General features: G+C 59.8%; 24 protein-coding genes. 11 read left to right on the forward strand and 13 right to left on the reverse strand.

Annotated features, from left to right (window positions below; genetic code table 11):
* Positions 1 to 638 precede the first annotated feature (638 nt).
* Positions 639 to 881, reverse strand: coding sequence for a hypothetical protein (locus tag TX24_RS24540; RefSeq protein WP_057711509.1), 243 nt, complete (start codon positions 879 to 881; stop codon positions 639 to 641).
* An 80-nt stretch (positions 882 to 961) separates the two neighbouring features.
* Between TX24_RS24540 and TX24_RS31975 the strand changes: the two genes are divergently transcribed.
* Positions 962 to 1441: a hypothetical protein gene (locus TX24_RS31975; protein WP_137204987.1), complete on the forward strand. Its 480-nt coding sequence runs from the start codon at positions 962 to 964 to the stop codon at positions 1439 to 1441.
* 74 nt (positions 1442 to 1515) lie between these two features.
* Here the strand turns inward: TX24_RS31975 and lptF are convergent, their stop codons facing one another.
* From lptF to TX24_RS24560, 3 genes are all read right to left on the reverse strand, one after another.
* Positions 1516 to 2301 carry a lipotoxin F family OmpA-related lipoprotein LptF gene (gene lptF / locus TX24_RS24550; RefSeq protein ID WP_003189093.1) on the reverse strand — a complete coding sequence of 262 codons (786 nt, stop codon included), beginning with the start codon at positions 2299 to 2301 and terminating at the stop codon, positions 1516 to 1518.
* A gap of 56 nt (positions 2302 to 2357) precedes the next feature.
* Positions 2358 to 2783, reverse strand: coding sequence for a DUF4398 domain-containing protein (locus TX24_RS24555; protein ID WP_003189094.1), 426 nt, complete (start codon positions 2781 to 2783; stop codon positions 2358 to 2360).
* Positions 2784 to 3066: 283 nt separating this feature from the next.
* Positions 3067 to 3411, reverse strand: coding sequence for a hypothetical protein (locus TX24_RS24560; protein ID WP_044272252.1), 345 nt, complete (start codon positions 3409 to 3411; stop codon positions 3067 to 3069).
* Between the two features lie 196 nt (positions 3412 to 3607).
* On the opposite strand from TX24_RS24560, the gene ppc reads away from it, so the two are divergent.
* The 6 genes from ppc to TX24_RS24590 all read left to right on the forward strand — a co-directional run bounded on the left by ppc (position 3608) and on the right by TX24_RS24590 (position 9990).
* Positions 3608 to 6253: a phosphoenolpyruvate carboxylase gene (gene ppc / locus TX24_RS24565; RefSeq protein WP_034135781.1), complete on the forward strand. Its 2646-nt coding sequence runs from the start codon at positions 3608 to 3610 to the stop codon at positions 6251 to 6253.
* A gap of 280 nt (positions 6254 to 6533) precedes the next feature.
* Positions 6534 to 7181, forward strand: a complete 648-nt coding sequence (adk, locus tag TX24_RS24570; protein WP_003189104.1) for an adenylate kinase — start codon at positions 6534 to 6536, stop codon at positions 7179 to 7181.
* A 90-nt stretch (positions 7182 to 7271) separates the two neighbouring features.
* Positions 7272 to 7958, forward strand: a complete 687-nt coding sequence (tsaB, locus tag TX24_RS24575) for a tRNA (adenosine(37)-N6)-threonylcarbamoyltransferase complex dimerization subunit type 1 TsaB (RefSeq protein ID WP_003189106.1) — start codon at positions 7272 to 7274, stop codon at positions 7956 to 7958.
* Positions 7959 to 8118: 160 nt separating this feature from the next.
* A complete protein-coding gene (locus tag TX24_RS24580) occupies positions 8119 to 8421 on the forward strand; it encodes a hypothetical protein (RefSeq protein WP_032893222.1) in 303 nt (100 codons plus the stop codon).
* Positions 8421 to 9281, forward strand: a complete 861-nt coding sequence (locus TX24_RS24585; RefSeq protein ID WP_034135779.1) for a DUF72 domain-containing protein — start codon at positions 8421 to 8423, stop codon at positions 9279 to 9281. Before TX24_RS24580 ends, TX24_RS24585 begins: the two co-directional genes overlap by 1 nt.
* A 10-nt stretch (positions 9282 to 9291) precedes the next feature.
* Positions 9292 to 9990: an extensin-like domain-containing protein gene (locus TX24_RS24590; protein WP_057711511.1), complete on the forward strand. Its 699-nt coding sequence runs from the start codon at positions 9292 to 9294 to the stop codon at positions 9988 to 9990.
* Between the two features lie 3 nt (positions 9991 to 9993).
* On the opposite strand, the gene TX24_RS24595 is transcribed toward TX24_RS24590, so the two are convergent.
* Entirely contained in the window at positions 9994 to 10614 is a 621-nt protein-coding gene (locus TX24_RS24595; protein ID WP_057711513.1) for a hypothetical protein, read from the reverse strand.
* 96 nt (positions 10615 to 10710) lie between these two features.
* Here TX24_RS24595 and TX24_RS24600 point away from each other — a divergent pair, with 96 nt between their 5' ends.
* Positions 10711 to 11493, forward strand: a complete 783-nt coding sequence (locus TX24_RS24600) for a class I SAM-dependent methyltransferase (RefSeq protein WP_044272264.1) — start codon at positions 10711 to 10713, stop codon at positions 11491 to 11493.
* A gap of 614 nt (positions 11494 to 12107) precedes the next feature.
* On the opposite strand, the gene TX24_RS24605 is transcribed toward TX24_RS24600, so the two are convergent.
* From TX24_RS24605 to TX24_RS24620, 4 genes are all read right to left on the reverse strand, one after another.
* Positions 12108 to 12515: a SufE family protein gene (locus tag TX24_RS24605; RefSeq protein ID WP_003189144.1), complete on the reverse strand. Its 408-nt coding sequence runs from the start codon at positions 12513 to 12515 to the stop codon at positions 12108 to 12110.
* Positions 12512 to 13717, reverse strand: a complete 1206-nt coding sequence (locus tag TX24_RS24610; protein WP_034134911.1) for an aminotransferase class V-fold PLP-dependent enzyme — start codon at positions 13715 to 13717, stop codon at positions 12512 to 12514. The genes TX24_RS24605 and TX24_RS24610 overlap by 4 nt, the downstream gene beginning before the upstream one ends.
* Positions 13718 to 13784: 67 nt before the next feature.
* Positions 13785 to 14819, reverse strand: coding sequence for a 2,3,4,5-tetrahydropyridine-2,6-dicarboxylate N-succinyltransferase (dapD, locus tag TX24_RS24615; protein WP_057711516.1), 1035 nt, complete (start codon positions 14817 to 14819; stop codon positions 13785 to 13787).
* Between the two features lie 31 nt (positions 14820 to 14850).
* Positions 14851 to 15159 carry an arsenate reductase gene (locus TX24_RS24620; RefSeq protein WP_229999207.1) on the reverse strand — a complete coding sequence of 103 codons (309 nt, stop codon included), beginning with the start codon at positions 15157 to 15159 and terminating at the stop codon, positions 14851 to 14853.
* Positions 15160 to 15424: 265 nt separating this feature from the next.
* Between TX24_RS24620 and TX24_RS24625 the strand changes: the two genes are divergently transcribed.
* On the forward strand, positions 15425 to 17074 hold the full coding sequence (locus TX24_RS24625; RefSeq protein ID WP_003189149.1) for a Na+/H+ antiporter: 1650 nt from the start codon (positions 15425 to 15427) through the stop codon (positions 17072 to 17074).
* A gap of 37 nt (positions 17075 to 17111) precedes the next feature.
* Here TX24_RS24625 and TX24_RS24630 read toward each other — a convergent pair whose 3' ends face one another.
* The 4 genes from TX24_RS24630 to map all read right to left on the reverse strand — a co-directional run bounded on the left by TX24_RS24630 (position 17112) and on the right by map (position 22828).
* The gene (locus TX24_RS24630; protein WP_057711518.1) at positions 17112 to 17831 is read right to left on the reverse strand and encodes a M12 family metallopeptidase; all 720 of its coding nucleotides are present in this window, start codon (positions 17829 to 17831) and stop codon (positions 17112 to 17114) included.
* A 104-nt stretch (positions 17832 to 17935) separates the two neighbouring features.
* Complete coding sequence (gene dapC / locus TX24_RS24635; protein ID WP_003189152.1) at positions 17936 to 19135, reverse strand: succinyldiaminopimelate transaminase; 1200 nt, start codon at positions 19133 to 19135, stop codon at positions 17936 to 17938.
* A gap of 143 nt (positions 19136 to 19278) precedes the next feature.
* Positions 19279 to 21981 carry a [protein-PII] uridylyltransferase gene (locus TX24_RS24640; protein WP_034134914.1) on the reverse strand — a complete coding sequence of 901 codons (2703 nt, stop codon included), beginning with the start codon at positions 21979 to 21981 and terminating at the stop codon, positions 19279 to 19281.
* Positions 21982 to 22045: 64 nt separating this feature from the next.
* Positions 22046 to 22828 carry a type I methionyl aminopeptidase gene (gene map / locus TX24_RS24645; protein WP_003189156.1) on the reverse strand — a complete coding sequence of 261 codons (783 nt, stop codon included), beginning with the start codon at positions 22826 to 22828 and terminating at the stop codon, positions 22046 to 22048.
* Positions 22829 to 23215: 387 nt separating this feature from the next.
* On the opposite strand from map, the gene rpsB reads away from it, so the two are divergent.
* Both rpsB and tsf read left to right on the forward strand, forming a co-directional pair.
* A complete protein-coding gene (gene rpsB / locus TX24_RS24650) occupies positions 23216 to 23953 on the forward strand; it encodes a 30S ribosomal protein S2 (RefSeq protein ID WP_003189158.1) in 738 nt (245 codons plus the stop codon).
* A gap of 191 nt (positions 23954 to 24144) precedes the next feature.
* Positions 24145 to 25008: a translation elongation factor Ts gene (gene tsf, locus TX24_RS24655; protein WP_003189160.1), complete on the forward strand. Its 864-nt coding sequence runs from the start codon at positions 24145 to 24147 to the stop codon at positions 25006 to 25008.
* The last annotated feature ends 101 nt before the right edge of the window (positions 25009 to 25109 follow it).

Consider the following 25109-nt stretch of genomic DNA (forward strand, 5'->3'; position numbering starts at 1 on the left):
GTGGGGGCGGGAAGGCAGTGATAAGAATTGATGCGATTTGCAATATGCTGGCCATGGCCAGGGCGCATCAGGCGTTGGAACGGGCGGATGCGCAAGAACAGGCGCGTAATCAGTTGGCAGGTTGCTCGTCTGATACCTCCTCTCATAACAAAAAGATAACGCCGCCAGATGAAGATACTGATCGCAAGATCAAGTTTCCCTAGTCAAAAAAACCACCGTTACTGGTGGTTTTTTTTCGTTTCAATCTTATCCATCAGCGATAGACGACCGGCTTGGGCGACCAACAGGTGAGCCCCTACTTATATCAGGATTATACCGTTGGGAACTGATAGACGTAGCCGACCACTCTTATAGTTGCCAGGAGTTTAAACCTGGGCGTGTGGGAAATCATTTGGAGTCAAGGAATGAGGTTAGATTCATTTTTCAATACAGCGCTCACGAATACCATGGGGGTCATGTCCAATACATGGAACGCTGTCACGGGGCAGCGTATGGGGTGGAGATACCCTCAAGTGGGTAAAACCTATAACTACAATCACTATCAATCGAGTCGGCGTCCACGGTATGCCGGAACTCAACCTTTGAATCGTGGAACCGTTCGCTACATGGGGCCGCCACCGCGTACTCAGGCGACGGCTTCACAGCCGCCTACGATCAACTACGTGACCTATGTATTCAATACTAATTATGTGACGGTCGGTGGCGTAAAATCGGCGCAAGTGGGTGTGCATATCAATAACGGTAATAACAGCATGAATGACGGTAACTTCGGCAATTACGGCAATAACGGTAATAGCGGAAGCCACAGTGGTTATTCCAATCACGGCAGTAACGGCAATCGTCAATTGACCTCCAGGCATAGCCCGGTCGGTAATGGCCATGCTCGGCGCCTTCAAGATTGAAACAAACAATGTGACTGCGTTGCTGTGCATATTTTGATGTGGTTTTTAGAGTGTTCGCAGTGGAACTGCTCGCAGCGATTCTTCACTTAAAGGGACGATGCACTGCGCAGCATGCAGCTTATGTGTCGTCAATGCATACACTATTATTAAATTTTGACAGGGAAGATAAGATGACTCATCTATTTGGTTCGCGACCTGCACAGTATGTTGCTTGGCCTCCACGTTATGCTGAAGAGCAACCCCGCCATTCCACACCGGGTCAGCGGGTGTGGGGAAGTGGCGGCAACAATGGCAATTATGGTAACTATGGCAATAACGGCAATAGCGGGCGGTGCAGTCACTATGAAAACCATGGGCGCAACGGCAATGACATGATGGGCGCGCCGGGGAACTACCGTCACTTTGAAGGCTATAGTAATTACGGCAGTTACGGTAACTATGGTAACTACGGAAATAACGGCAACTCGGGCGATTCCAGCCGTTACATCAATTCTGGCCAGAACGGCAACCGCAGCAGCTTCAGATACTTCAATGACTAAAGCTTGAATGCGCTTTCATGAACGGCAACGAAAAAGCCCCGCCTAAAGGCGGGGCTTTTTTACCAGGCTATTGATCAGTTAGCGACGGAAGACCGTGGCTTGACCGGCTGGTTGTCGTTGGAGATGGTCACTTCAACGCGACGGTTCATGGCGCGGCCGGAAACGCTGCCGTTATCGGCAACCGGGTATTCCTTGCCGTAACCCTGGGTCACGATGCGCGAGATATCCACGCCTTGCTGAGCCAGTGCACGTTGAACGGAAGCGGCGCGACGCTCAGACAGGCTCTGGTTGTACGAGTCGGAACCGGTGCTGTCGGTGTAGCCTTCGACAATCACTTTACGGTCTGGGTTATCGCGCAGGAACTGAGCCAGCTTGGTGATGTTCACCAGGCCGCTGGATTTCAGGTCGGACTTGTTGGTGGCGAACAGCACGTCACCGAACGTTACCAGAGTGCCGCGATCGGTTTGCTTGGCGTTCAAGCTGTTTTGCAGTTGCTTGATTTGCGCATCACGGGCGTCCAGCAGGGCGCGGGCACGTTCGTCACCGGCGTTTTTCAGCTTGGCTTCGGATTCGCGCAGGACGATGGTGTCCTTGGCCACTTCAACGCGCTGGTTGGTCAGGTAGGCCAGTTGGTCGACTTTCTTCTCGTCTTCTTTGTCGCGGTAGGCCTTGTCAGCCTTGTCCAGCCAGTCGCTGGCATCTTTGGTTTCCAGCGCGGCCAGCTTGGTGGCTTGCGGGTTGGTTTGCAGGGACGAGAAATTGGTCCGCGCATTTTCCAGGTTCGCGTTCGGCGGGGTGGAGCAGGCCGCCAAGGCAACGCTCATCGCCAGCAGGGCAGGGATCATCAATTGTTTACGCATAGTCGTGTCGTCCTTTCAATTCGATATCAGGTGCGATGCAGTCAAGAGGCTGCGGCTTACTTCTGCATGATTGCAGCTGGGCGCATGCCTTCTTTACGCAGTTCGTCAACAGCCTTCTGGGAGTCCTTCACAGCCTGTTGAGCCTTGGCAGCCTGGGCTTTACGCTCAGCGACGCGGGCATCCCACTCGGCTTGTTCAGCCAGTTGGCGAGCCTTGTCGTAGTTCTTGTCGTGCATGGCAATCTCAGCTTCTTTGAGCTTGTCCTGGGCCGACTTCATTTCCACCGCCGCGTACTCGGTGCCGCCGGCGCTGACTGCGCTGTTGACGGCCGATTGGGTTACGGCGTACTGCTCGGTTGGAGGGTTGCCGGCGCAGCCAGCCAGAACGAAGCTGGTGCCGATTGCCAGCGCGGCCAATTTGAGCCCGCGCAGATGGTTAAACGAGGATTTGGCAGTGCTGGTGTTCATCGTCTTCAACTCCATTGGATAACTCCTGAAAAACATCAAAATCCATCGGGGCGTATCGATTTCGGGCCCGTCGATAAAGCACATGGCGTCCGTTCAAACGACCGTTCCACACGTGATGGCTACTGGCTGTGACCGGAGGCTTTTTTCAAAAGTTCAGCGGATATGGCGATTTGCCTAAAAAAATATCTGACTGACTGGTCAGTGTTTGAAAAATGGAACTTTCGCGGCGCGCGGCGGTACCTCCGGGCCCGTAAAAGGCCCGGAATACGTGGGTTTAATTGACGTCAATAAATGTTTATCAGTGCTTTTGTTCGTCAGTAACGGCCGACAAATCGTGCAGGTGGCGACGGGATAACGTGAGAAAACGTGGTGTGGGCCCGACGTCTTCATACAGCGGGTCACCCTCTTCATCGGTGGCAATCACCTGCTGGCCCTGGATGTAAGGAAAGCTGGCTTCCAGCTCTTCCAGGGCGGCGCCGATCAGCTCGCCCAGCAGTTCTTCAACGTGGCGCTTGGGGTACATCTCGGCAATGGCCGCCAGCCGGGCGGCGGCTTCCACATCCAGATGAATCGCGTATTCAGTCTTGGTCAAACGACCCTTGGCGGTTTCTTCCCAATGCTGGGCCAGTTCTCGAATTTTCATGGCTACCTCAATAAAGCCTGCGAGGGCAGGCGGTGATGAGTGACCAGCCGCCTGCGGAATAACGCGGCGACCTACCGTTGAGACTAGCTGTAAGCGCCAAGGTTTAAAGTCGTTTGCGTTCGGCCTTGTCAGAAACCGACGTCGGCGGCACTCTGAACCCCCTGCGCGTCCCGGATTTCTGGCTGGAGATTGGCTGATGAGTGATATCGATGCACGCTTGCGTGAGGATGTTCACCTGCTGGGTGAGCTGTTGGGCAACACCATTCGAGAGCAGTACGGCGAGGCTTTCCTCGAAAAGATCGAGCAGATCCGCAAAGGCGCCAAGGCCGACCGTCGCGGAGCCGTTTCAGAGAAAACCGCTGGCGATGAGTTGAGCGCCAGCCTCAACCAGTTGCAGGAGCAGGAGTTGCTGCCCGTGGCCCGGGCCTTTAACCAATTCCTCAACCTGGCCAACATTGCCGAGCAATATCAGTTGATTCATCGGCGCGATGAGTCGCAACCCGCGCCGTTCGAATCCCGGGTCTTGCCAGAGTTGCTGGCCCGTCTGCAAAGCGAGGGGCACAGCAATGAATCCCTGGCCCGGCAATTGGCGCGGCTGGACATCGAACTGGTGCTCACCGCCCACCCCACCGAAGTGGCCCGCCGCACGCTGATCCAAAAATACGACGCCATTGCTGCGCAACTGGCTTTGCAGGATCACCGTGACCTCACCACCGCCGAGCGCGAGCAGATTCGTGAGCGCTTGCAACGCTTGATCGCCGAAGCCTGGCACACCGAAGAAATCCGGCGCGTGCGCCCCACGCCGGTGGATGAAGCCAAATGGGGCTTTGCGGTGATCGAGCATTCGCTGTGGCACGCCATCCCCAATTACCTGCGCAGGGCCGACCAGGCCCTGCACGCCGCCACCGGCCTGCGCCTGCCCCTGGAGGCAGCGCCGATTCGCTTTGCTTCGTGGATGGGCGGCGACCGTGACGGCAACCCGAACGTCACCGCGCCGGTCACTCGCGAAGTGCTGTTGCTGGCGCGCTGGATGGCGGCGGATTTGTATCTGCGCGACATTGATCAGCTGGCTTCCGAGCTGTCGATGCAACAGGCCAGCCCGGCGCTGCACGCCAAAGTCGGCGACAGCGTCGAACCTTATCGGGCCTTGCTCAAGCAACTGCGTGAACGCCTGCGCGCCACGCGCCAGTGGGCCCACACCTCGTTGACCAGCACCACCCCGGCACCGGCCGACGTGTTGCAGAACAACCGCGACCTGCTCGACCCGCTGCAGCTGTGCTACCAGTCCCTGCACGAATGCGGCATGGGCGTGATCGCCGATGGCCCGCTGCTCGACTGCCTGCGCCGTGCCGTGACGTTCGGCCTGTTCCTGGTGCGCCTGGATGTGCGCCAGGACTCCAGCCGTCACTCGGCGGCCATGACCGAAATCACCGATTACCTGGGCCTGGGGCGTTATGAGGACTGGGATGAAGAGGCGCGTATCAGCTTCCTGACCCAGGAACTGACCAATCGTCGGCCGTTGCTGCCGGGTTACTTCAAGCCGTCGGCGGACACTGCCGAGGTGCTCAATACCTGCAAGGAAATCGCCGCCGCACCGGCCGCATCACTAGGGTCGTATGTCATCTCCATGGCCGGCGCTGCGTCGGATGTGCTGGCGGTGCAACTACTGTTGAAAGAGTCGGGCGTTCAACGGCCGATGCGCGTAGTGCCGCTGTTCGAGACCCTGGCCGACCTGGATAACGCAGGGCCAGTGATGGAGCGCCTGCTGCAACTGCCGGGTTACCGCGCGCGCTTGCAGGGCCCGCAGGAAGTGATGATTGGCTACTCGGATTCGGCCAAGGACGCCGGCACCACGGCCGCCGCCTGGGCGCAGTACCGCGCCCAGGAACGCCTGGTGGATATCTGCCGCGAGCAACAGGTGGAGCTGTTGTTGTTTCACGGTCGCGGCGGCACCGTTGGTCGTGGCGGCGGCCCGGCGCACGCGGCCATCCTGTCGCAGCCGCCGGGCTCGGTGGCGGGGCGTTTCCGTACCACTGAACAGGGCGAGATGATTCGCTTCAAATTCGGCCTGCCGGATATCGCCGAGCAGAACCTCAATCTCTACCTGGCTGCGGTACTGGAAGCTACCCTGTTGCCGCCGCCGCCTCCCGAGCCTGCCTGGCGTCACCTGATGGACGAATTGGCGGCAGACGGTGTCAGGGCTTACCGCGCCGTGGTCCGGGAAAATCCGCAGTTCGTCGAGTACTTCCGCCAGTCCACGCCGGAGCAGGAGTTGGGCCGTTTGCCTTTGGGCAGCCGCCCGGCCAAACGTCGTGCAGGCGGGATTGAAAGCTTGCGCGCCATCCCCTGGATCTTTGGCTGGACCCAGACGCGCCTGATGCTGCCCGCCTGGCTCGGTTGGGAAGCGGCACTGAGCAAGGCGCTGGAGCGCGGTGAAGGTCAATTGCTGGGGCAGATGCGCGAGCAGTGGCCGTTCTTTCGCACGCGCATCGACATGCTGGAGATGGTGCTGGCCAAGGCCGATGCCGATATCGCCCGTCTTTATGATGAGCGCCTGGTGCAGCCGGACCTGCTGGCATTGGGTGCGCACTTACGCGACCTATTGTCGCAGGCGTGCGACGTGGTGCTTGGCCTGACCGGCCAGTCGCAGCTGCTGGCCCATAGCCCCGACACCCTGGAGTTCATCCGCCTGCGCAACACCTACCTCGACCCCCTGCACCTGTTGCAGGCCGAGTTGCTGGCACGTTCGCGTCAGCAGGAGGCTGCGCAAGACAGCCCTCTGGAACAGGCGCTGCTGGTGTCCGTGGCCGGTATTGCGGCCGGTTTGCGCAACACCGGTTGAGGTTTTTTGCGTGTACTCAATGGCTTGCGGATAAGCCGCGACGACCGCCCGGAAACGGGCGGTCGTCGTTTGAGGGGGTGGGTTGCGCTCAGGCACACCCTGGCGCTGACGCATGTGCGGCGCGGGTTTCTCCTACTTTTGGCGGCTTGTATGGTGAGGGCCCGCTGTGTATCTTGATCAGCCTTTGGCCGTTTGATCGGCCTAGAACCACATTTTTACGAGATTGGCCCCACGCGGCGAATCCGAGCGTCATCTCTATAAAAAATTGAGGAGCACATCGATGCGCGTCATTCTGCTGGGAGCTCCCGGGGCCGGTAAAGGTACTCAGGCAAAGTTCATCACTGAAAAATTCGGCATTCCACAAATCTCCACCGGCGACATGCTGCGTGCGGCCGTCAAGGCTGGCACCGAGCTGGGCCTGATCGCCAAGAGCGTGATGGACAGCGGCGGCCTGGTCTCCGACGACCTGATCATCAACCTGGTCAAGGAACGCATCAGCCAGGAAGACTGCAAGAACGGTTTCCTGTTCGACGGCTTCCCACGCACCATTCCCCAGGCTGAAGCCCTGGTGAAGGCGGGCGTGGAGTTGGACGCCGTGGTCGAGATCGCAGTTGAAGACGAAGAGATCGTTCAGCGCATTGCTGGCCGTCGCGTTCACGAAGGCTCGGGCCGCGTGTACCACATCGTCTACAACCCGCCGAAAGTCGAAGGCAAGGACGATGTCACCGGCGAAGACCTGGTGCAGCGTAAAGACGACACCGAAGAAACCGTGCGTCATCGCCTGTCGGTCTACCATTCCCAGACCAAACCCCTGGTGGACTTCTACCAGAAGCTGTCCGCAGCCCAAGGCAAGCCGAAGTACAGCCACATCCCAGGTGTGGGCTCGGTAGAGGCCATCACCGCCAAGGTGCTGCAAGCACTGAGCTGATCCTGTGATCGGCGGCACAGACAACGGCCCGCTTGCGGGTCGTTGTTGTTTATACTGGCGCACTTTTTTCCGACTTGGACACCGACACCGATGAGCACCCTGCTGGCCCTGGACACCGCGACTGAAGCTTGCTCCGTTGCCTTGCTGCACGATGGCAAGGTCACGAGCCACTACGAGGTGATCCCGCGCCTGCACGCGCAGAAATTGTTGCCGATGATCAAGCAACTGCTTGAAGACGCCGGTACCACCCTGGCGGCGGTGGATGCCATCGCGTTTGGCCGTGGCCCCGGTGCATTCACTGGCGTGCGCATCGCTATTGGCGTGGTGCAGGGCCTGGCTTTTGCCCTGGAGCGTCCGGTGTTGCCAGTGTCCAACCTTGCGGTACTGGCCCAGCGCGCGTTGCGTGAGCACGGGGCGTCGCAGGTGGCAGCGGCGATTGATGCGCGCATGGATGAAGTCTACTGGGGTTGCTACCGTGAGACCGCAGGCGAAATGCGCCTGGTCGGTGCCGAAGCGGTGCTGGCCCCCGAAGCGGCGCAGTTGCCCGCTGATGCCAGCGGCGATTGGTTCGGTGCCGGCACGGGCTGGGGTTATGGCGAACGCATCAAGATGACGTGTACGCAGCAGGACGCGGCGATGTTGCCCCACGCTGAAGACCTGCTGGCGTTGGCGCGTTTCGCATTCGAGCGCGGCGAAGCGATTGCGGCGGACCAGGCCGCACCGGTGTATCTGCGCGATAAAGTCGCACAAACCAAGGCCGAGCGCGGGATTATTTGACGCCAGAAATGTGGGCATTGCGCGGCAAATTTCTCCAATCGTCAGAATTTGCCTGGGTTTTTAAACCTTTTACAAATTATGTGTTCTAGTTATCACCAGAGCATTTGCGCGCCATGGAAAGTGCCGCTAAATTGCCATCATTGATACCGAGTCTGCATGTATGCGTATAGACGGTTTTTCCTCACAGTCCTATCCCCTCAAGCGTAAGCCGCGCAAGGCGAGCGTGACGGTAGACGAATCCGTCGAGGATTCACCGGACTTCATCGAAGTACACACCGATACGCCTTCCAAAGCGCAAGGCGCCGCGAGTGCACGTATCAGCGGCGTTCCTGCCCGTCAGCAAGACATGGTCTTTCCCCGTTCCATGAGCAAAAGCGTTGCCACCGCCCTGGCCAGCTACCTGACCACCGCCGGCTTTGTCGAATGGGATATGGAAGTGCTGGGTCTCGATATCCATATCTGATGCGTTTGCCTTATTACATCGGCTGCCCGTCTTGGAGTGAAAACGCCTGGCGCGAGTACCTGTATCCGGTTGATGCACGCTCCAACGATTACCTCGGGCTCTATTCCCAGGTCTTCAACGCCGTTGAAGGCAATACCACTTTTTACGCTCGCCCCTCGGCCGCCACTGTGCAGCGCTGGGCCGAAATCATGCCTGACGACTTTCGCTTCACCGCCAAATTCCCCGGCGATATCAGCCATGCTGGTGATTTGCGTGAACAATTGCCGGCGGCAGAAAGCTTTGTCGGCTTGATGAGCCCGTTGGGTGAGCGCGTTTCACCGCTGTGGTTGCAACTCTCAAAGGGCTTTACGCCGCCACGCCTGGCGGAGCTGGCTGGATTTCTCGATGGCATCGATCGACCGCTGGCCGTGGAGGTGCGTCATGAACAGTTCTTCGCCAAGGGTGATGCTGAGCGCATGCTCAACCGCCTGTTGCGCGATCGCGGTGTCGAGCGCATCTGCCTCGATCCACGTGCCCTGTTCAGTTGCACTTCCACCTCGGAAGCAGTGCTGCATGCCCAGTCCAAAAAGCCCCGGGTGCCACCGCGCCCGGCGGCCCTGACGCAGTTTCCCCAGGTGCGCTTCATCGGGCATCCGGACCTTGAGGCCAATGACCCGTTCCTGATTCCCTGGGTGGAAAAGATTGCCAGTTGGATCGAAGAGGGCCGCACGCCCTATATGTTCCTGCACACGTCGGACAACCGTCTCGCGGCACAGCTGGCGCTACGCTTCCACGCCAAGCTGATGGTGCGCCTGCCAGGGCTACCGCCGCTGCCTGCCTTGCATCGAGAACCCGTGGCGGAGCAGCTCGGACTACTTTGAGGGTTGAGCCGTGGGTGTGGTCAAGACATTGAGTGTGTTGCTGTTGTTGGTGGGGGCATTTGCGTTGGCTGTCTGGCGCGGTTGGGTGCCGATGCCGCCTGAATGGAACCCCTGGGCGCCCTTGGATGTGCGAGCGAGCCCCAACCTGTTGACGCGCTACAAGCTCAGTCGTTTGCAGGATGATCCAGCGCTGTGTGACCAGGTGTTGAACACCTCTGGTCTGCGCGTGAGCCGCCAGGCCGATACACCGACTGATGCAGCGTGCCCCTTGCGCAGTGTCCTGCGCGTGCAGGGCGCTGACGTGGCCTTGAGCAGCAGCTTTCTTGCCAGTTGCCCGCTGGCGGTGGCGTTCGCCTTGTTCGAGCGACATAGCCTGCAACCGGCGGCCCAGGCCGTGTTTGGCCAAGCGGTGAGCCGCGTCGAGCATTTGGGCAGTTTTGCCTGCCGTAATATCTACAATCGCGCCGACGGGAGGCTCAGCCAGCACGCCTCGGCCAATGCCCTGGATATCGCCGGTTTTCGCCTGGCGGATGGGCGCAGCATCAGCGTGCTCAAGGATTGGCCAGGGCAGGGCGACGGCGCGCGTTTCCTGCGCTTGGTACGCGATGGCGCCTGTGATGATTTCAACGTGGTGTTGAGCCCGGACTACAACGCCGCCCATCGCAACCATTTCCATCTGGACATGGGGCGTTGGTGGGTGTGTCGCTAAGGTTCAGGCGGCCAGGCGCAGGTTGTGGGTCACTAGCGGGCGCGCCCAGTAGTAATCGAAATCCAAGGCCTTTTGCTGCGCCAGCAATTCTTCTTCAGGGTACGGCGTGGCGGCCGGTGGCAGCAGGTCCAGCTCGAATTCGGCAATTGGCAGGTGCAGGGGGCGTGGTTGTGGCGCCGGGCCTGGCTCGGGTAGCGGTTGGCCGGCGTTCAGCACAACGGGGCGCACCCACTCGCTCTCAAACGCTTGTTGGCGTTGCTGGGCGACTATTTCTTCTTCCGGGAACGGCGTCGCGGCCGGTGGCAGCAGTTCGGTTTCGAACTCGGCAATCGGCAGGAACAGTGGCTCAGGTGGCACGATCTCGGCGTTTTTCACATCGCACTCACGCTGGGTGAGGATCTGCGCCAGCAGGTCGGCGCCTTCGCGGGGTTCTACCGCCGGGTCTGCCGGGGCAGGCGCCTTGGCGGCGAGCGCGTCTGGCGTTTCACCCAGCTGCTCGGCCAACGCTCGGGCGAAGAAGTCCTGCCACACATGACTCACCCCAGCCAGCGCTTGGGTATTGCGCAGGCCATAGTGGTTGTGGGTCGGCAGTACACCGATGGAAAGGGGAAGAATGTCTGACATTTTTCTCGGTCGACGCTCAGCTCTGGCAAAATACCTGACTGTGATTTTTATCGGCCGTTGTTTGCCGATCCTTAATATTTTTGAGCGTGGCGATTGATGAACGAACAACCAGCGGCCAGCCGCATCCAGGTCCAAGCCTTGGCTGACAGTTTCCAGGCCCGCGCCGAACACTGGGCTTCGCTGCTGGGGTTGCCTCTGCAGGTGGCCGATGCGGATTTTTCCCTGCAAGTGGGGGAGCACGGCTTGCAGTTGCAACAGCTTGGGCCTGATGCGCCAGGGCCGGTGCGGGTCGACTTTGTCGAAGGCGGCGCGGCGCATCGGCGGTTGTATGGCGGCGGCAGCGGGCAGATGATCGCCAAGGCGGTGGGCATCGCCCAGGGCGTGCGCCCGCGGGTGCTGGACGCTACGGCGGGCTTGGGCAAGGACGCGTTCGTGCTGGCCAGCCTCGGGTGTGAGATGAGCCTGATCGAGCGCCAGCCGTTGATCGGCGCCTTGCTCGAAGATGGCTTGGCCCGCGCTGCCGAGGATTTTGAGGTGGCGCCGATTGTGGCGCGCATGAAGTTGCTCAAGGGCAACTCCATCGACGTGATGCTCAATTGGCAGGGGGAGCCGCCCCAGGTGATCTACCTGGACCCGATGTTTCCGCATCGTGAGAAAACTGCGTTGGTGAAGAAGGAAATGCGCCTGTTTCGGCCGTTGGTGGGTGATGATCCGGATGCACCGGCGTTGCTCGCGGCGGCTCTGGCGCTGGCCAGCCATCGTGTGGTGGTCAAGCGGCCGCGCAAGGCGCCCTGTATTGAGGGGCCGAAGCCGAGCCATGCGTTGGATGGCAAGTCCAGCCGCTACGACATTTATCCCAAGAAGGCGCTCAAGGCTTAAGCGGCAAGCAACAGCGCTCATCTTGCTGATGCGGCGAGCTCCAAATGTGGGAGGGGGCTTGCCCCCGATGGCTGCCTGACAGCCGACAACTCTCTCCCTGACACCCCGCAATCCAAATGTGGGAGCTGGCTTGCCTGCGATGACGGCCAGCTAGCCGACACCTATCTACCTGACACCCCCCTATCCAAACTGTGGGAGCGGGCTTGCTCGCGAAGGCGGCCTGGCAGTCAACACCGTTGGATCGTGTACATATCCATTCCTGCGGTAACGGCCACTTAGGGTTCCGCCCTGACGGCGGCTCACTTTTGAAAAGAGCGCAAAAGTGAGCAAAACGCTCTTGCCCCACCACTCGGCACCTCGCTTGGGCTCGGTGTGCCCGAACGCAGGCTTGAATCCGTGGGCCGCCGCCACGCGCCATCCCTGGCGCGGGGCGGCTAACCCGGCGTCCTGCCGGGTTACCCACGAATTCAAGCCTGCGTTCGGCCAGCGTGGTTTAACGGGGCGCCTGAGATCAAGATCAAAAGCAGATCAAGATCAAGAGCGGCTCGCTTCGCATCGTGGTTACCGTCGGTTACCTATGGCCATCGCAGGTAAGCCAGCTTCCACATTAATTTCTATGTACGCGTCAGGTCTCGCATGCGTTGCAGTACGGCATTCAAACCGTTGCTGCGCGACGGCGATAACTGGCGCGACAAGCCCAGTTGATTGAACCAGTCAGGCAGGTCAACCGCTTGCAATTGATCAGCCGACAGCCCATTGACCCGCGCCAGCAGCAACGCCACCAACCCACGAATCATCCGCGCCTCGCTGCTCGCAGCAAACTGCCAGTGGCCGTCCTGCAAACGCCCCACCAGCCACACCAGGCTTTCGCAACCTTGCACCCGATTAGCGTCGATCTTTTCGTCATCAGCCAGAGCGGGCAAGCGTTCCCCCCATTGCATCAGCATCCGCGCGCGCTGTTCCCAACTGCCTACGGCCTGGAAAGCTTCCAGCGCGGCTTGTGCCTCCAGCGGCAAGCTCATCGCAGCATGTCCAGTGCCTGGTCCAGCGCTTCAAAAAAGCGCTCCAGGTCGTCGGAATCGTTGTAGAGCGCCAGGGAGACGCGGATTGCGCCTGACAGATTCATCGCCTTCAACAAAGGCATCGCGCAGTGATGGCCGGCCCGCACGGCAATGCCTTGCTCGGTCAGCAAGTGGGCGAGGTCGGCGTTGTGCACGCCCTCCACCACAAAACTCACCAGCGCCACTTGCGGCGAGCCCAGCACGCGCACGCCATTGCGTGCCTTAAGCCCACGCAGCAGGTAGTCATGCAGGGCGGCTTCGTGGGCGAGCACCGCCGAAGCATCCAGCGAACTCAGGTAATCCAGGCTCGCGCCCAGGCCTATCACGCTGGCAATCGGTGGAGTGCCGGCCTCGAAACCCAGCGGCGCGGGGCGAAAGCTGGCGCTGTGATAGTCCGCCTGTTGCACCATCTCGCCGCCAAACTGCCAGTGGCGCAGGTGATGCAGGGCTTCATTACGGCCATACAGCACGCCGACGCCGTCCGGGCCGTAGAGTTTGTGGCTGGAAAACACGTAGAAGTCGCAGCCCAGGGCCTGCACATCATGGCGGCCATGGACGATGCCTTGGGCGCCGTCCACCACCGTGAGGGCGCCGTATGCCTGGGCCAGCTTCAGCAAGGCTTGCAGCGGCTGCCAGGCACCGAGCACGTTGGACAACTGGCTCACCGCCAGCAGGCGCGTGCGTGGGCCAATCAAGCTGGCGGCGGCGTCCAGGTCGATCACGCCGTCATCGCCCAGGGGCAAGACCACCAGCGTGAGTGCGCGGCGTTTGGCCAATTGCTGCCAGGGCAACAGGTTGGCGTGGTGTTCCAGGGCGCTGATGGCAATCTCATCGCCCGCATTGAATAAGTGCTCCAGGCCATAGGCCAGGAGGTTCAGCGCAGAGGTGGCGCCGTGGGTAAACACGACCTGCCCGCTGTCACCTGCGTTCAACCACTGCGCGACCTTGCTGCGGCTGTCTTCAAAGGCCTGGGTCGCATGGGCCCCGGGCAAATGCTGGGCACGGTGCACATTGGCTGCGCCATTGGCGTAGTAATGACTGATGGCATCCAGCAGGGCTTGAGGTTTTTGCGTGGTGGCGGCGCTGTCCAGATAGGTCTGGTCCTGCCGTTGCAGGGTGGCGATGGCCGGGAAGTCGGCGCGCCAGGGGGAGGGCACAAGCATGGTGATCAAGACTCGTATAAGCGAGCCGCCCCGAAGATGCGGCCCGCTAGTGGCATCGAGTGGCTGCTTAGTTGTGAGCGTGCAGCGCTTCGTTCAGTTCGATGGCCGATTTGTGGGTTTTGCACTCCACGGCACCGGTTACGGAGTTACGACGGAACAGCAGGTCTGGCTGGCCAGCCAACTCGCGTGCCTTGACCACCTTGACCAGTTGGTTCTGCTCATCCAGCAGGGCAACCTTGGTGCCGGCGGTGATGTACAGGCCCGACTCCACGGTGTTGCGGTCGCCCAATGGGATACCGGTACCGGCGTTGGCGCCGATCAGGCAGCCTTCGCCGACCTTGATCACGATATTGCCGCCGCCCGACAGGGTGCCCATGGTGGAGCAACCGCCGCCCAGGTCCGAGCCCTTGCCGACGAATACGCCCGCCGATACGCGGCCTTCGATCATGCCCGGGCCTTCGGTGCCGGCGTTGAAGTTGACGAAACCTTCGTGCATCACGGTGGTGCCTTCGCCTACGTAGGCGCCCAGGCGGATACGTGCCGCGTCAGCGATACGCACGCCGGTCGGTACGACGTAGTCGGTCATTTTCGGGAACTTGTCCACCGAGAACACTTCCAGCAGGTCGCCACGCAGGCGCGCTTCCAGTTGGCGCTCGGCCAGCTCATTGATGTCGATGGCGCCCTGGCTGGTCCAGGCCACGTTCGGCAACTGCGGGAACACACCGGCCAGGCTCAGGCCGTGAGGCTTGACCAGGCGATGGGACAGCAGGTGCAGCTTGAGGTAGGCCTCAGGCGTGGACGTCAGTGCGGCGTCTTCGGCCAGCAGGGTCGCGACCAGCGGCGTGTGGCTTTCAGCCAGGCGGCTGAGCAGGGCGGCCTGGGCGGCATCGACGCCTTTGAGTGCGTCGGCCAGTTGCAGGGCCTGGCTCACGGTGAAGGTGATCGCCTGGTTGCCTTCGGTGTAACCGAGGATCGGTGCGATGGCGGCAACGATTTCAGCCGATGGGTTGAGCAAGGGTTGTGCGTAAAACACTTCCAGCCAAGCACCTTGGCGGTTCTGAGTGCCGACGCCGAAGCCCAGGCTGAACAGGGAATTGGACATGCTGTTACCTCTACAAAAATGGAAGGCTGGCCTACTTGAGGGCCGCCGAATAACTATCTGGCTTGAAGCCAATCAGGGTTCTGTCACCGAGATCGAGCACCGGGCGCTTGATCATCGAGGGTTGTGCGAGCATCAGTTCAATGGCTTTCGACTGATCGAGATCGGCTTTGCGTTCGTCTTCGAGTTTGCGAAAGGTGGTGCCCGCACGGTTCAAAACCACCTGCCAACCGTGCTCGTTGCACCATTGGGTCAAGTGTTCGCGGTCGATACCGGCCGTTTTGTAGTCATGGAACTCATAACTCACCCCGTGCTCATCGAGCCAGGTGCGCGCCTTTTTCATGGTGTCGCAGGCTTTTATGCCGAAAAGGTGCAAGGTTTTGCTTGAAGCACTCAAGGAATTGCCCCCCTTTGGACCTATGAAAATGAAAGATCACGGATTATGCCACGACCGGCGGGTTTCGGCGCCGCTCGTCAACAGCGTGCGACTTTTGTGCAAAAGCCGGTGCGCAGCCTAGGCGAGTAACATAGCCAGGTAATATGGCACTTCAACGGCCAGTTGTTGCCTGATGTGTCGTTGCAAGTCGATTGTCCGGGAAACCCGCGTTATGCAAACCGCCTACACCGTCCTTATCCTGCTGATGCTGGTCAGCCTTTCGCGCCTCGTCGGGCGCGTCATCCCACTGCCGTTGCCCCTGGTGCAGATCGCCGCCGGCGCCTTGCTGGCCTGGCCCACGTTAGGGCTGCACGTGGCGCTGGACCCGGAGCTGTTCCTGTTTCTATTCCTGCCGCCGCTGCTGTTTTCCGATGGTTGGCGCATGCCCAAGCGCGAGTTGTGGCGCCTGCGTGGCCCGATCCTGACATTGGCGGTGGGGCTGGTGCTGTTCACTGTGGTGGGCGCCGGCTATTTCATCAATTGGTTATTGCCAACCATCCCGTTACCGGTGGCTTTCGCCCTGGCCGCGGTTTTGTCACCGACGGACGCCGTGGCGGTGTCGGCCATTTCCCAGAACCGTTTGCCCAAGCCGCTGATGCACATGCTCCAAGGCGAAGCCTTGATGAATGACGCATCTGGCCTGGTGACCTTCAAATTCGCCCTGGCCGCAGCGTTGACCGGGGTCTTTTCCCTGGCAGATGCCAGCCTGACGTTTGTGCTGGTGGCGGTGGGCGGGCTGGCGATCGGGGTGGCGTTGAGCTGGCTGGTCGGCCGCCTGCGCGCCTGGATGATCGCGCGCGGCTGGGATGACCCGGCCACTCATGTGGTGTTCATGTTGCTGCTGCCCTTTGCTGCGTACGTACTGGCTGAACGCCTGGGCGCGTCCGGCATTCTCTCGGCGGTGGCGGCGGGCATGATGCAAAGCTGGCTCGACCTGCTGCCGCGCCAGACCAGCACGCGCCTGCTCAACCGCAGCGTGTGGTCGTTGCTGGAGTTTGCCTTCAACGGTTTGATCTTCCTGCTGCTGGGCCTGCAACTGCCAGACATCATCAAGGCCGTGGTCAGCCATGAAACCACACTGTGGCCCACCTTGATGTATCGCTGCCTGGACGTGGTGGCGATCTTCCTGGTGCTGGTGGTACTGCGCTTTATCTGGGTGCAGAGCATCTGGCGGCTGTCGGGGTTGCTGCGCCGGCTGCGTGGCAAAAGCGCGCTGACCCTGGTGCCGACGGCCCGTTCCTGCTGGCTGTTGACCGTCGGCGGTGTACGCGGAGCGGTGACGTTGGCCGGTGTGATGTCGGTGCCCTTGCTGCTGGCGCCGGGCCAGGATTTTCCTGAGCGTGACCTGCTGATCTTTATCGCTGCCGGGGTGATCCTGCTGTCGCTGGTCGCTGCCTGCATCGCCCTGCCGTTACTGCTGCGTGGCGTCGAAAAAGGCCCGGATGAAAAGCGCCACAACGAAGTGCGCGAGGCCTGGAAGAAGACCGCGGTGGCGGCGATTCACGCACTGGAGGCTCAAGAACCCGCCGAAGCTGAAACACCGGACGCCGCTCAAGCGGCACTGGCCACCGAGCTCAAGGCGCGGCTGATGGCGGAGTATCGTCACCAGTTGGACGTGTTCAATGATTCGGCCGAAGCCCAGGCGCTGGCGCTGCAAATGGACCAGCTGGAGCGCAAGTTGCGGCTCAAGGCCCTGCGTGCTCAGCGGTTGGAGTTGTATAGCTTGAGCCGTCATCACCAGATTGGTGATGACGTGTTGAGGGAGGTGTTGGCGGAGTTGGATATGAGCGAGGCGAATTTAGGCACGATGAAACCTGGATAATGGGTGGTTCTGCGTTTATCACGCTGAATCCGGAGCATTAGCCTCCGAATCTTTTGGGGGTATAAAGCTTGCGAATGATTTCTTTGTCCCCCTCTGAGAGTGAATCATTGGCCGGAACGCCTCTGCTATCCTTAGTTGCGCTTGGATGTATAGGGTAGTGCATGATGGATCGTCTGTCGTAGCTCGTGATCAGCAGGTCGTTTCCGGTAGGCAGTTTGAACAGGTTGTTATAAACATCCTCTTCATCCCAGTTGTCGTCTTGCTCAAAGGCTTTATATACAGAGCTTTCTTTCCAGTTGATATCATGTTCCGGATGCTGGTGTTCATGCTCAAGACCCAAGGCATGCCCGATTTCATGCAAGGCTGTTCGACGAAATCCTTTTGAGTCGTCGCTCCTGTTCAAGTGCATCGTTGGTTCGTGCAGCGGTATTTTCTTAGCGTCGGTACCAATCGCTGACCAGTTTCCATTGAAACCTTCGTCGTCGCTGATTCGAATATCGCCTTCTTTACCGTCCACGACTCTGAATTGCAGTCCGGGAGTGTGATGGGCCCACTCCCTGAGCGCATCGACTACCAGTGCTTTGCTTTTTTGGTCTTTCAGATCCAGTGCGACGGTAACAATGCCGTCAGGCCATCGCTTACTTGTGTCCGCTATACCCCTTTTGGTTCTGCTTGTACGTTCGGAAGCCGAAGTATCGTTATTAATGTGAGGCGGATAGAAAGAGTGAGTGGTCGCCCCGGGGGCAGTTATGCTCATACGCTCTACTCATGGGATTGTGTCAAGTAGTGGAAAGCGAGGGGGGATTGGTTCCATAGGCAAAGGAAACCGCACTGCCTTGCACAGTGCGGAATTTAAAATGTTTATGGCTTGCGCTGGATAAAGTTGCGAATCCGCTCAGCCGCTTCCACACATTCCGCCAACGGCGCCACCAACGCCAGGCGCACACGCCCCGCGCCAGGGTTGAAGCCGTCCACTTCCCGCGATAGGTAAGAGCCCGGCACCACTGTCACATGCTCTTGCACGAACAAATCGCGGCAGAAGGCAGCGTCGTCGCCTTGCACATTCGGCCACAGGTAAAAGCCCCCATCCGGGCTTTGCACGTCCAGCACCGGCTTGAGGATCGCCAGCACCGCATCGAACTTCTCGCGGTACAGGTCACGGTTGGCCAGTACGTGGGCCTCGTCCTGCCAGGCCGCAATGCTTGCAAGCTGGGTTTGCACTGGCATCGCGCAGCCGTGGTAGGTGCGGTACAGCAAAAAGGCCTTGAGGATCTCGGCGTCGCCGGCCACAAAGCCTGAGCGCAGGCCTGGCAGGTTGGAGCGCTTGGACAGGCTGTGGAATACCACGCAACGCTTGAAGTCCTCGCGGCCCAGCTCGACGCAGGCGCTGAGCAGGCCTGGTGGCGGGGTTTGCTCGTCGAAGTACAGCTCGCTGTAGCACTCGTCGGCAGCGATGACGAAATCGTATTGGTCGGCCAGGGCGATGAGTTTTTTCAGGGTGTCGACCGGGATCAGTGCGCCAGTCGGGTTGCCGGGGGAGCACAGGAACAGGATCTGGCAGCGTTTCCAGATGTCGGGGGAGACGGCATCGAAGTCCGGGTTGAAGCCGTTGCTATCCAGGCATGGCAGGTAGTGCGGCTTGGCCCCGGCCAGGAACGCGGCGCCTTCGTAGATCTGGTAGAACGGGTTGGGGCTTACCACCAGCGCGTCGTCGCCACGGTTGACCACGGTCTGGGTGAAGGCAAACAGCGCCTCGCGCGTACCGTTGACCGGCAGGATGTTGCGCGCCGGGTCCAGCCAGCCCTTGGGCACGTTGAAGCGGCGTTCGCACCAGGCGCCGATGGCTTCGCGCAGCGCCGGAATACCCAAGGTGGTGGGGTACACCGCCATTTGATCGAGGTTATGGCTCAAGGCCTCGGCAACGAAGGCCGGTGAGGTGTGCTTGGGCTCGCCGATGGACAGGGCGATGGGGCGTTTGTCCGGGTTCGGCGTCACGCTGCCGAGCAGGGCGCGCAGTTTCTCGAAGGGGTAGGGCTGCAACTGGTTAAGGGCGTTGTTCATATAAGCCTCTATCACGGTGAGCACGGACCCTGTGGGAGCTGGCTTGCCTGCGATGGCATCACTGCGGTCTACCTGACGGACCAAGGTGTCTGCATCGCAGGCAAGCCAGCTCCCACAGGGCTCCTGTTCACAAAGTTAAGAATTCAAATGGTCAGTCGGGTCAGCTCGACACCGGGTTCCTGGCTCACGCTCAATTGCTCCACGATCGCCGCTTGCAAGCGCAGGCACAACTCCGGGTCGGACAGTGGCTGGTTGTCGGCGTCGGTGATAAAGAACACGTCTTCCACGCGCTCCCCCAGGGTCGCAATCTTGGCGTTCTGCAACGACAGATCGAACTCCAGGAAAATCCCGCCGATACGCGCCAGCAGCCCTGGGCGATCCGGTGCGCTGAGCTCCAGCACCGTCACTGGTCGCTGGGCGTCGTTGGAAATAGTCACCTGGGGCGCAAAGGCAAAGTGCTTGAGCTGGCGCGGCACCCGGCGCTGGATGATGGTGGGGTAGTCGTCGGGGTTGCGCAGGGCTTCGGTGAGGCCCTCGCGGATCTTTTTCACGCGCGCCGGGTTGTCGCCAATCGAGTCGCCGTCGGTGTCGAGCACGATGTAGGTGTCGAGGGTGAACTGGCTGCTGGAGGTGATGACCCGGGCGTCATGGATGTTCAGGTTGAGCTGGTCCATGGCCGCCACGGTCACGGCGAAGAAGTCGTGCTGGTCGGGCGCGTAGATGAAGATCTGGGTGCCGCCTTCGAATTCGCGCTGGGTGGTTTCCTTGATCAAGACCAGCGGGCCACCATCGGCGGGTTGCTGCAGGATTGCGTCACTGTGCCAGGCCACGTCGCCGGCGGTGTGGCGCAGGAAGTAATCGTCACCCAGTTGCGACCAGAGTTGCTCGACGTCGTCCGGGTCGTTACCGCCGCGCACCAGGATATCCAGGGCCGCACTTTGGGTGCGGCGGATCTGCTCTTCGCGGTCCACCGGGTTCTCCAGGCCACGGCGCAGGGCGCGCTTGGTCTCGGTGTACAGTTGGCGCAACAGGCTGGCGCGCCAGGAGTTCCACAGCGTCGGGTTGGTGGCGTTGATGTCGGAAACAGTCAGCACATACAGGTAATCCAGACGGGTCTCATCGCCGACGATGCCGGCAAAGTCGTGAATCACCTGTGGGTCGGACAAGTCCTTGCGCTGGGCCGTGGTCGACATCACCAGGTGGTTCTGCACCAGCCAGACAATCAGGCGGCTGTCCCACAACGGCAGTTGGTGGCGCTGGCAGAAGGCTTCGGCATCCACCGCGCCGATCTCCGAGTGGTCGCCATGCCGGCCCTTGCCGATGTCGTGGTACAAGCCGGCGAGGTAAATCAGCTCGGGCTTGGGCAGCTTGGCCATCAGCTTACTGGCCAGCGGGAATTTCTCTGATACCTGGGTGTACTGCAACTTACGCAGATGTTTGATCAGGTTCAGGGTGTGGGCATCGACGGTGTAGATGTGGAACAGGTCGTGTTGCATCTGCCCGACGATAAAACCGAACTCCGGCAGGTAGCGCCCGAGAATGCCGTAACGGTTCATGCGCCGCAGGTTGCGGTGGATGCCGATGCGGCACTTGAACAGCTCGATAAACAGGCTGGTATTGCGAATATCGTTGCGAAAGTCGTCGTCGATCAGGTGACGGTTTTCCCGCAGCAGGCGGATGGTATCGGCGCGCACGCCTTTGATTTCCGGCTGCTGCGCCATCAACACGAAGATTTCCAGCATGGCGAACGGCGTGCGGCGGAACACGTTGTCGTTGCGTGCTTCGATATAACCGTCGTGCAGTTGGAAGCGCGCATTGATCGGCTGCGGCGGTGCTTCGTCTTCGGGGGCCAGGATCACTTCTTCGAAATGCTGGATGATCAAGTCGCTGAGCTGGGCAATGCTCATGACCACCCTGTAGTACTGCTGCATGAAGCTTTCGATGCTGGTCTTCGCGTCTTCGCCCTCAAAGCCCAGCAGGGTGGCGATAGAGCGCTGGTGATCGAACAGCAGGCGGTCTTCGGAGCGCCCGGCCAGCATGTGCAGGGCGTAGCGCACCTTCCACAAAAATTCCTGGGACGAGGCCAGCAGAGTGTTTTCGCTCTCCACCAGGAAGCCTTCGCCGGCCAGGGCGCGCAGGTTCAGCGTGCCGTATTGACGGCGCGCCACCCACAAAATCGTCTGGATATCCCGCAGCCCGCCCGGTGAGCCTTTGACGTTGGGTTCCAGGTTGTATTCGGTGTCGTTGTACTTGTGGTGCCGGGCTTTTTGCTCGGCGCGCTTGGCCAGGAAGAACTCCTTGCTCGGCCACATATGTGCGGTGCTGGTGACTTCGAGCATGCGCTGGCGCAGGCGCTCGGGGCCGCAGATGGTGCGGCTTTCCATCAGGTTGGTGACCACCGTCAGGTCGGCACGGGCCTCTTCGGCGCATTCGTCCACCGAGCGTACGCTCTGGCCGACTTCCAGGCCGATGTCCCACAGCAACGTCAGAAAGCGCTCGATGGAATCGCGAAAGGTCTCATGATCGGCCTGGTCCAGCAGGATCAGCAGGTCGATGTCGGAGTAGGGGTGCAGTTCGCCGCGACCGTAGCCGCCGACCGCCACCAGGGCGATATCGGCGTCGAAACTCCAGTTGAACTGCTCCCAGGCCTTTTGCAGGATGTTATCGACGAACCAGGCGCGGTCTTCGATCAGGCGGCGAATATCCCGGCCGCTGCGAAAGCGCGCATCCAGAACCTCGCGGGCTTGGCGGATGGCCTTCTTGAAGGCCGCGATAGGGCTTGCCTTCAATGCCAGCTCGGCCTGGAACTGGCCACGGTCGAAGAGTTCGGGATCCACCTGGGGCATCGATCGGCTTTCCTTTCTATCTATCAGTCAGTCACAACACGCTGTGGGAAAACCTGGGCAACCTTCAGGCCGAAACGCGTGGGATGGTGTCGTCGGCGCGCAGGGTGAAAATCTCATAGCCGGTGTCGGTGACCAGCAGGGTGTGTTCCCACTGGGCCGAGAGCTTGCGGTCCTTGGTGATGGCGGTCCAGCCGTCGCCCAGCACCTTGGTGTCGGCCTTGCCCTGGTTGATCATCGGCTCGATGGTGAAGGTCATGCCTGCCTTGAGTTCCATGCCGGTTCCGGCGCGGCCGTAGTGCAGGATCTGCGGCTCTTCGTGGAACACTTTGCCGATACCGTGGCCGCAGAATTCGCGCACCACCGAGAAACCGTTCTTTTCCGCGTGCTTCTGGATCACTTCACCGATGTCACCCAGGCGGCAGCCGGGCTTGACGATTTCGATGGCCTTGTACATGCATTCCTGGGTGACCTGGGACAGGCGCTCGGCCCACACCGGTACATTGCCGACGTGGAACATGCGGCTGGTGTCGCCGTGGTAGCCGTCCTTGATCACCGTGACGTCGATGTTCAGGGTGTCGCCGTCCTTCAGTGGCTTGTCACCGGGAATGCCGTGGCAGACCACGTGGTTGATCGAGGTGCAGATCGACTTGGGGAAGCCTTTGTAATTCAGCGGGGCAGGGATGGCTTTTTGCACGTCGACTATATAGTCGTGGCAGATGCGGTCCAGCGCTTCGGTGGTGACGCCGGGCTTGACGTGTTCGGCGATCATTTCCAGCACGTCGGCAGCCAGTTTGCCGGCAACGCGCATGCCTGCGATGTCTTCGGCGGTTTTCAAGGTAACGGTCATACAGGCTCTCTCTAGCGCGACGCGCTGAAATCAATACGGTTCACGGGGGCGCGACAAAGGGTTACAGCATTCGCGCAAGTCCCAAAAAACGCGATTCTAACAGACGATGCTGGCAAATCATGCGCATCTGGTGATCGCTTCTCTCTATGAGGTAGAGCCATGTTGGCTGTATTCAAGGGCTTACGCAAAGACGACGACCGGCAAGTGTGATTGCGGGTTTCGTTTTTGCCGATGCTGTGGTATAAAATGCGCCGCTTTCCGGGGATACCCCGCAAAGCTTAAATCCACACACGTGTCGACACGATGACCTGGGTGCCGGAGGCCTTGATGCCGCTGGTTGGTCATTGGGATACGTGGAGGCCAAACCCGACTTATTAAGGAACTATCATGTCCCAAGTCAACATGCGCGATATGCTGAAGGCCGGTGTGCACTTCGGTCACCAGACCCGTTACTGGAACCCGAAAATGGGTAAGTACATTTTCGGCGCGCGTAACAAGATTCACATTATCAACCTTGAAAAAACCCTGCCAATGTTCAACGAAGCACTGACTTTCGTAGAGCGTCTGGCCCAGGGCAAAAACAAGATCCTGTTCGTCGGCACCAAGCGTTCCGCTGGCAAGATCGTTGCTGAAGAAGCAGCACGTTGCGGTTCGCCGTACGTCGATCACCGCTGGTTGGGCGGCATGCTGACCAACTTCAAAACCATCCGTGCTTCCATCAAGCGTCTGCGTGACCTTGAAGTACAAGCCGAAGACGGTACTTTCGCCAAGCTGACCAAGAAAGAAGCGCTGATGCGCTCCCGTGACCTGGAAAAGCTCGATCGTTCCCTGGGTGGTATCAAGGACATGGGCGGTCTGCCTGACGCACTGTTCGTTATCGACGTTGATCACGAGCGCATCGCGATCACCGAAGCCAACAAGCTGGGCATCCCGGTTATCGGCGTAGTCGATACCAACAGCAGCCCGGAAGGCGTTGACTACATCATCCCAGGCAACGATGACGCAATCCGCGCTATCCAGCTGTACATGGGTTCGATGGCTGACGCTGTAATCCGTGGTCGCAACCACGTTGCTGGTGGTACCGAGCAGTTCGTTGAAGAAGCTCCGGTAGCTGCCGCTGAGTAATTGACGCCCTGGCGTTGACTCAGTAAGCAAAAAGGGGGCTTGGCCCCCTTTTTGCCACCTCGAAAACCATTTGTCGGCAGCGCAGCTACATCATTTGTAACGTGCAGCGGCCTACAACGGAGATTCGGGAAGAATTGATCGCCCGTTTGATCGGGTGGAATGGTTGAAAACCTATCCAAGAGGATTTTGAAATGGCAGAGATTACTGCAGCGTTGGTTAAAGAACTGCGTGAGCGTACCGGCGAAGGCATGATGGATTGCAAAAAGGCCTTGACCAAGGCCGGCGGCGACATCGAAAAAGCCATTGATGACATGCGTGCTTCCGGCGCCATCAAGGCTGCCAAGAAAGCAGGCAACGTGGCTGCTGAAGGCGCTATCGCTCTGAAAGAAGACGGCAAATCCGCCGTTCTGCTGGAAGTGAACTCCCAGACCGACTTCCTGGCTCTGCAGGACGACTTCAAGGCATTCGTTGCTGCCAGCGTTGAAAAAGCGTTCGCCGAGAAAATGACTGACGCCGCTCCGCTGATCGAAGCTCAAGAAGCTGATCGCCTGGTACTGGTCGGCAAGGTTGGCGAAAACGTCAACATCCGTCGCCTGGTTCGCGTTGAAGGTGATGTGGTTGGTGGTTACCTGCACGGCAACAAGATCGGTGTTGCAGTTGTTCTCAAAGGCGGCGACGTTGAGCTGGCTAAAGACATCGCAATGCACGTTGCTGCAAGCAACCCTGAGTTCCTGCTGCCTTCGGAAGTGTCTGCCGACGCAATCGAACGTGAAAAAGCTGTGTTCCTGAGCCTCAACGCCGACAAGATCGCCGGCAAGCCAGAGAACATCGTTGAAAACATGATCAAAGGCCGCATCAGCAAGTTCCTGGCTGAAGCAAGCCTGGTTGAGCAGGCGTTCGTCAAGAACCCTGAAATCAAGGTTGGCGAACTGGCCAAGAAAGCCGGTGCTGAAATCGTTTCCTTCACCTACTTCAAAGTAGGCGAAGGCATCGAGAAGCCGGTCGACAACTTCGCTGAAGAAGTTGCTGCCCAGCTGGCTGCCGCCAAGCAATAAGACAGTTCCAAACTGTCGCCGAAAGAGGCTGCCCGCTCACGCGCGCAGCCTCTTTTCAAATGGGAAGGCCAATTTTATTTGGTTTCCTCTCGGAACTGGCT

It is taken from the genome of Pseudomonas lactis (assembly GCF_001439845.1).
Classification (GTDB): Bacteria; Pseudomonadota; Gammaproteobacteria; order Pseudomonadales; family Pseudomonadaceae; genus Aquipseudomonas; species Aquipseudomonas lactis.

Coding starts and splice junctions, on each gene's coding strand:
- TX24_RS24610 (WP_034134911.1), bottom strand. CDS start 13,717: ATGCTTGTGCCCTCCCCCTGGCGCGCCGACTTCCCGGCCATCGCCACC.
- dapC (WP_003189152.1), bottom strand. CDS start 19,135: ATGAACAACGCCCTTAACCAGTTGCAGCCCTACCCCTTCGAGAAACTG.
- TX24_RS24620 (WP_229999207.1), bottom strand. CDS start 15,159: ATGAAAAAGGCGCGCACCTGGCTCGATGAGCACGGGGTGAGTTATGAG.
- dapD (WP_057711516.1), bottom strand. CDS start 14,819: ATGTCCAATTCCCTGTTCAGCCTGGGCTTCGGCGTCGGCACTCAGAAC.
- TX24_RS24600 (WP_044272264.1), top strand. CDS start 10,711: ATGAACGAACAACCAGCGGCCAGCCGCATCCAGGTCCAAGCCTTGGCT.
- TX24_RS24580 (WP_032893222.1), top strand. CDS start 8,119: ATGCGTATAGACGGTTTTTCCTCACAGTCCTATCCCCTCAAGCGTAAG.
- lptF (WP_003189093.1), bottom strand. CDS start 2,301: ATGCGTAAACAATTGATGATCCCTGCCCTGCTGGCGATGAGCGTTGCC.
- TX24_RS24595 (WP_057711513.1), bottom strand. CDS start 10,614: ATGTCAGACATTCTTCCCCTTTCCATCGGTGTACTGCCGACCCACAAC.
- TX24_RS24560 (WP_044272252.1), bottom strand. CDS start 3,411: ATGAAAATTCGAGAACTGGCCCAGCATTGGGAAGAAACCGCCAAGGGT.
- map (WP_003189156.1), bottom strand. CDS start 22,828: ATGACCGTTACCTTGAAAACCGCCGAAGACATCGCAGGCATGCGCGTT.
- TX24_RS24605 (WP_003189144.1), bottom strand. CDS start 12,515: ATGAGCTTGCCGCTGGAGGCACAAGCCGCGCTGGAAGCTTTCCAGGCC.
- TX24_RS24540 (WP_057711509.1), bottom strand. CDS start 881: ATGGCCATTACCGACCGGGCTATGCCTGGAGGTCAATTGACGATTGCC.
- ppc (WP_034135781.1), top strand. CDS start 3,608: ATGAGTGATATCGATGCACGCTTGCGTGAGGATGTTCACCTGCTGGGT.
- adk (WP_003189104.1), top strand. CDS start 6,534: ATGCGCGTCATTCTGCTGGGAGCTCCCGGGGCCGGTAAAGGTACTCAG.
- TX24_RS24585 (WP_034135779.1), top strand. CDS start 8,421: ATGCGTTTGCCTTATTACATCGGCTGCCCGTCTTGGAGTGAAAACGCC.
- TX24_RS24630 (WP_057711518.1), bottom strand. CDS start 17,831: ATGAGCATAACTGCCCCCGGGGCGACCACTCACTCTTTCTATCCGCCT.
- TX24_RS24625 (WP_003189149.1), top strand. CDS start 15,425: ATGCAAACCGCCTACACCGTCCTTATCCTGCTGATGCTGGTCAGCCTT.
- tsaB (WP_003189106.1), top strand. CDS start 7,272: ATGAGCACCCTGCTGGCCCTGGACACCGCGACTGAAGCTTGCTCCGTT.
- TX24_RS24555 (WP_003189094.1), bottom strand. CDS start 2,783: ATGGAGTTGAAGACGATGAACACCAGCACTGCCAAATCCTCGTTTAAC.
- rpsB (WP_003189158.1), top strand. CDS start 23,216: ATGTCCCAAGTCAACATGCGCGATATGCTGAAGGCCGGTGTGCACTTC.
- tsf (WP_003189160.1), top strand. CDS start 24,145: ATGGCAGAGATTACTGCAGCGTTGGTTAAAGAACTGCGTGAGCGTACC.
- TX24_RS24640 (WP_034134914.1), bottom strand. CDS start 21,981: ATGCCCCAGGTGGATCCCGAACTCTTCGACCGTGGCCAGTTCCAGGCC.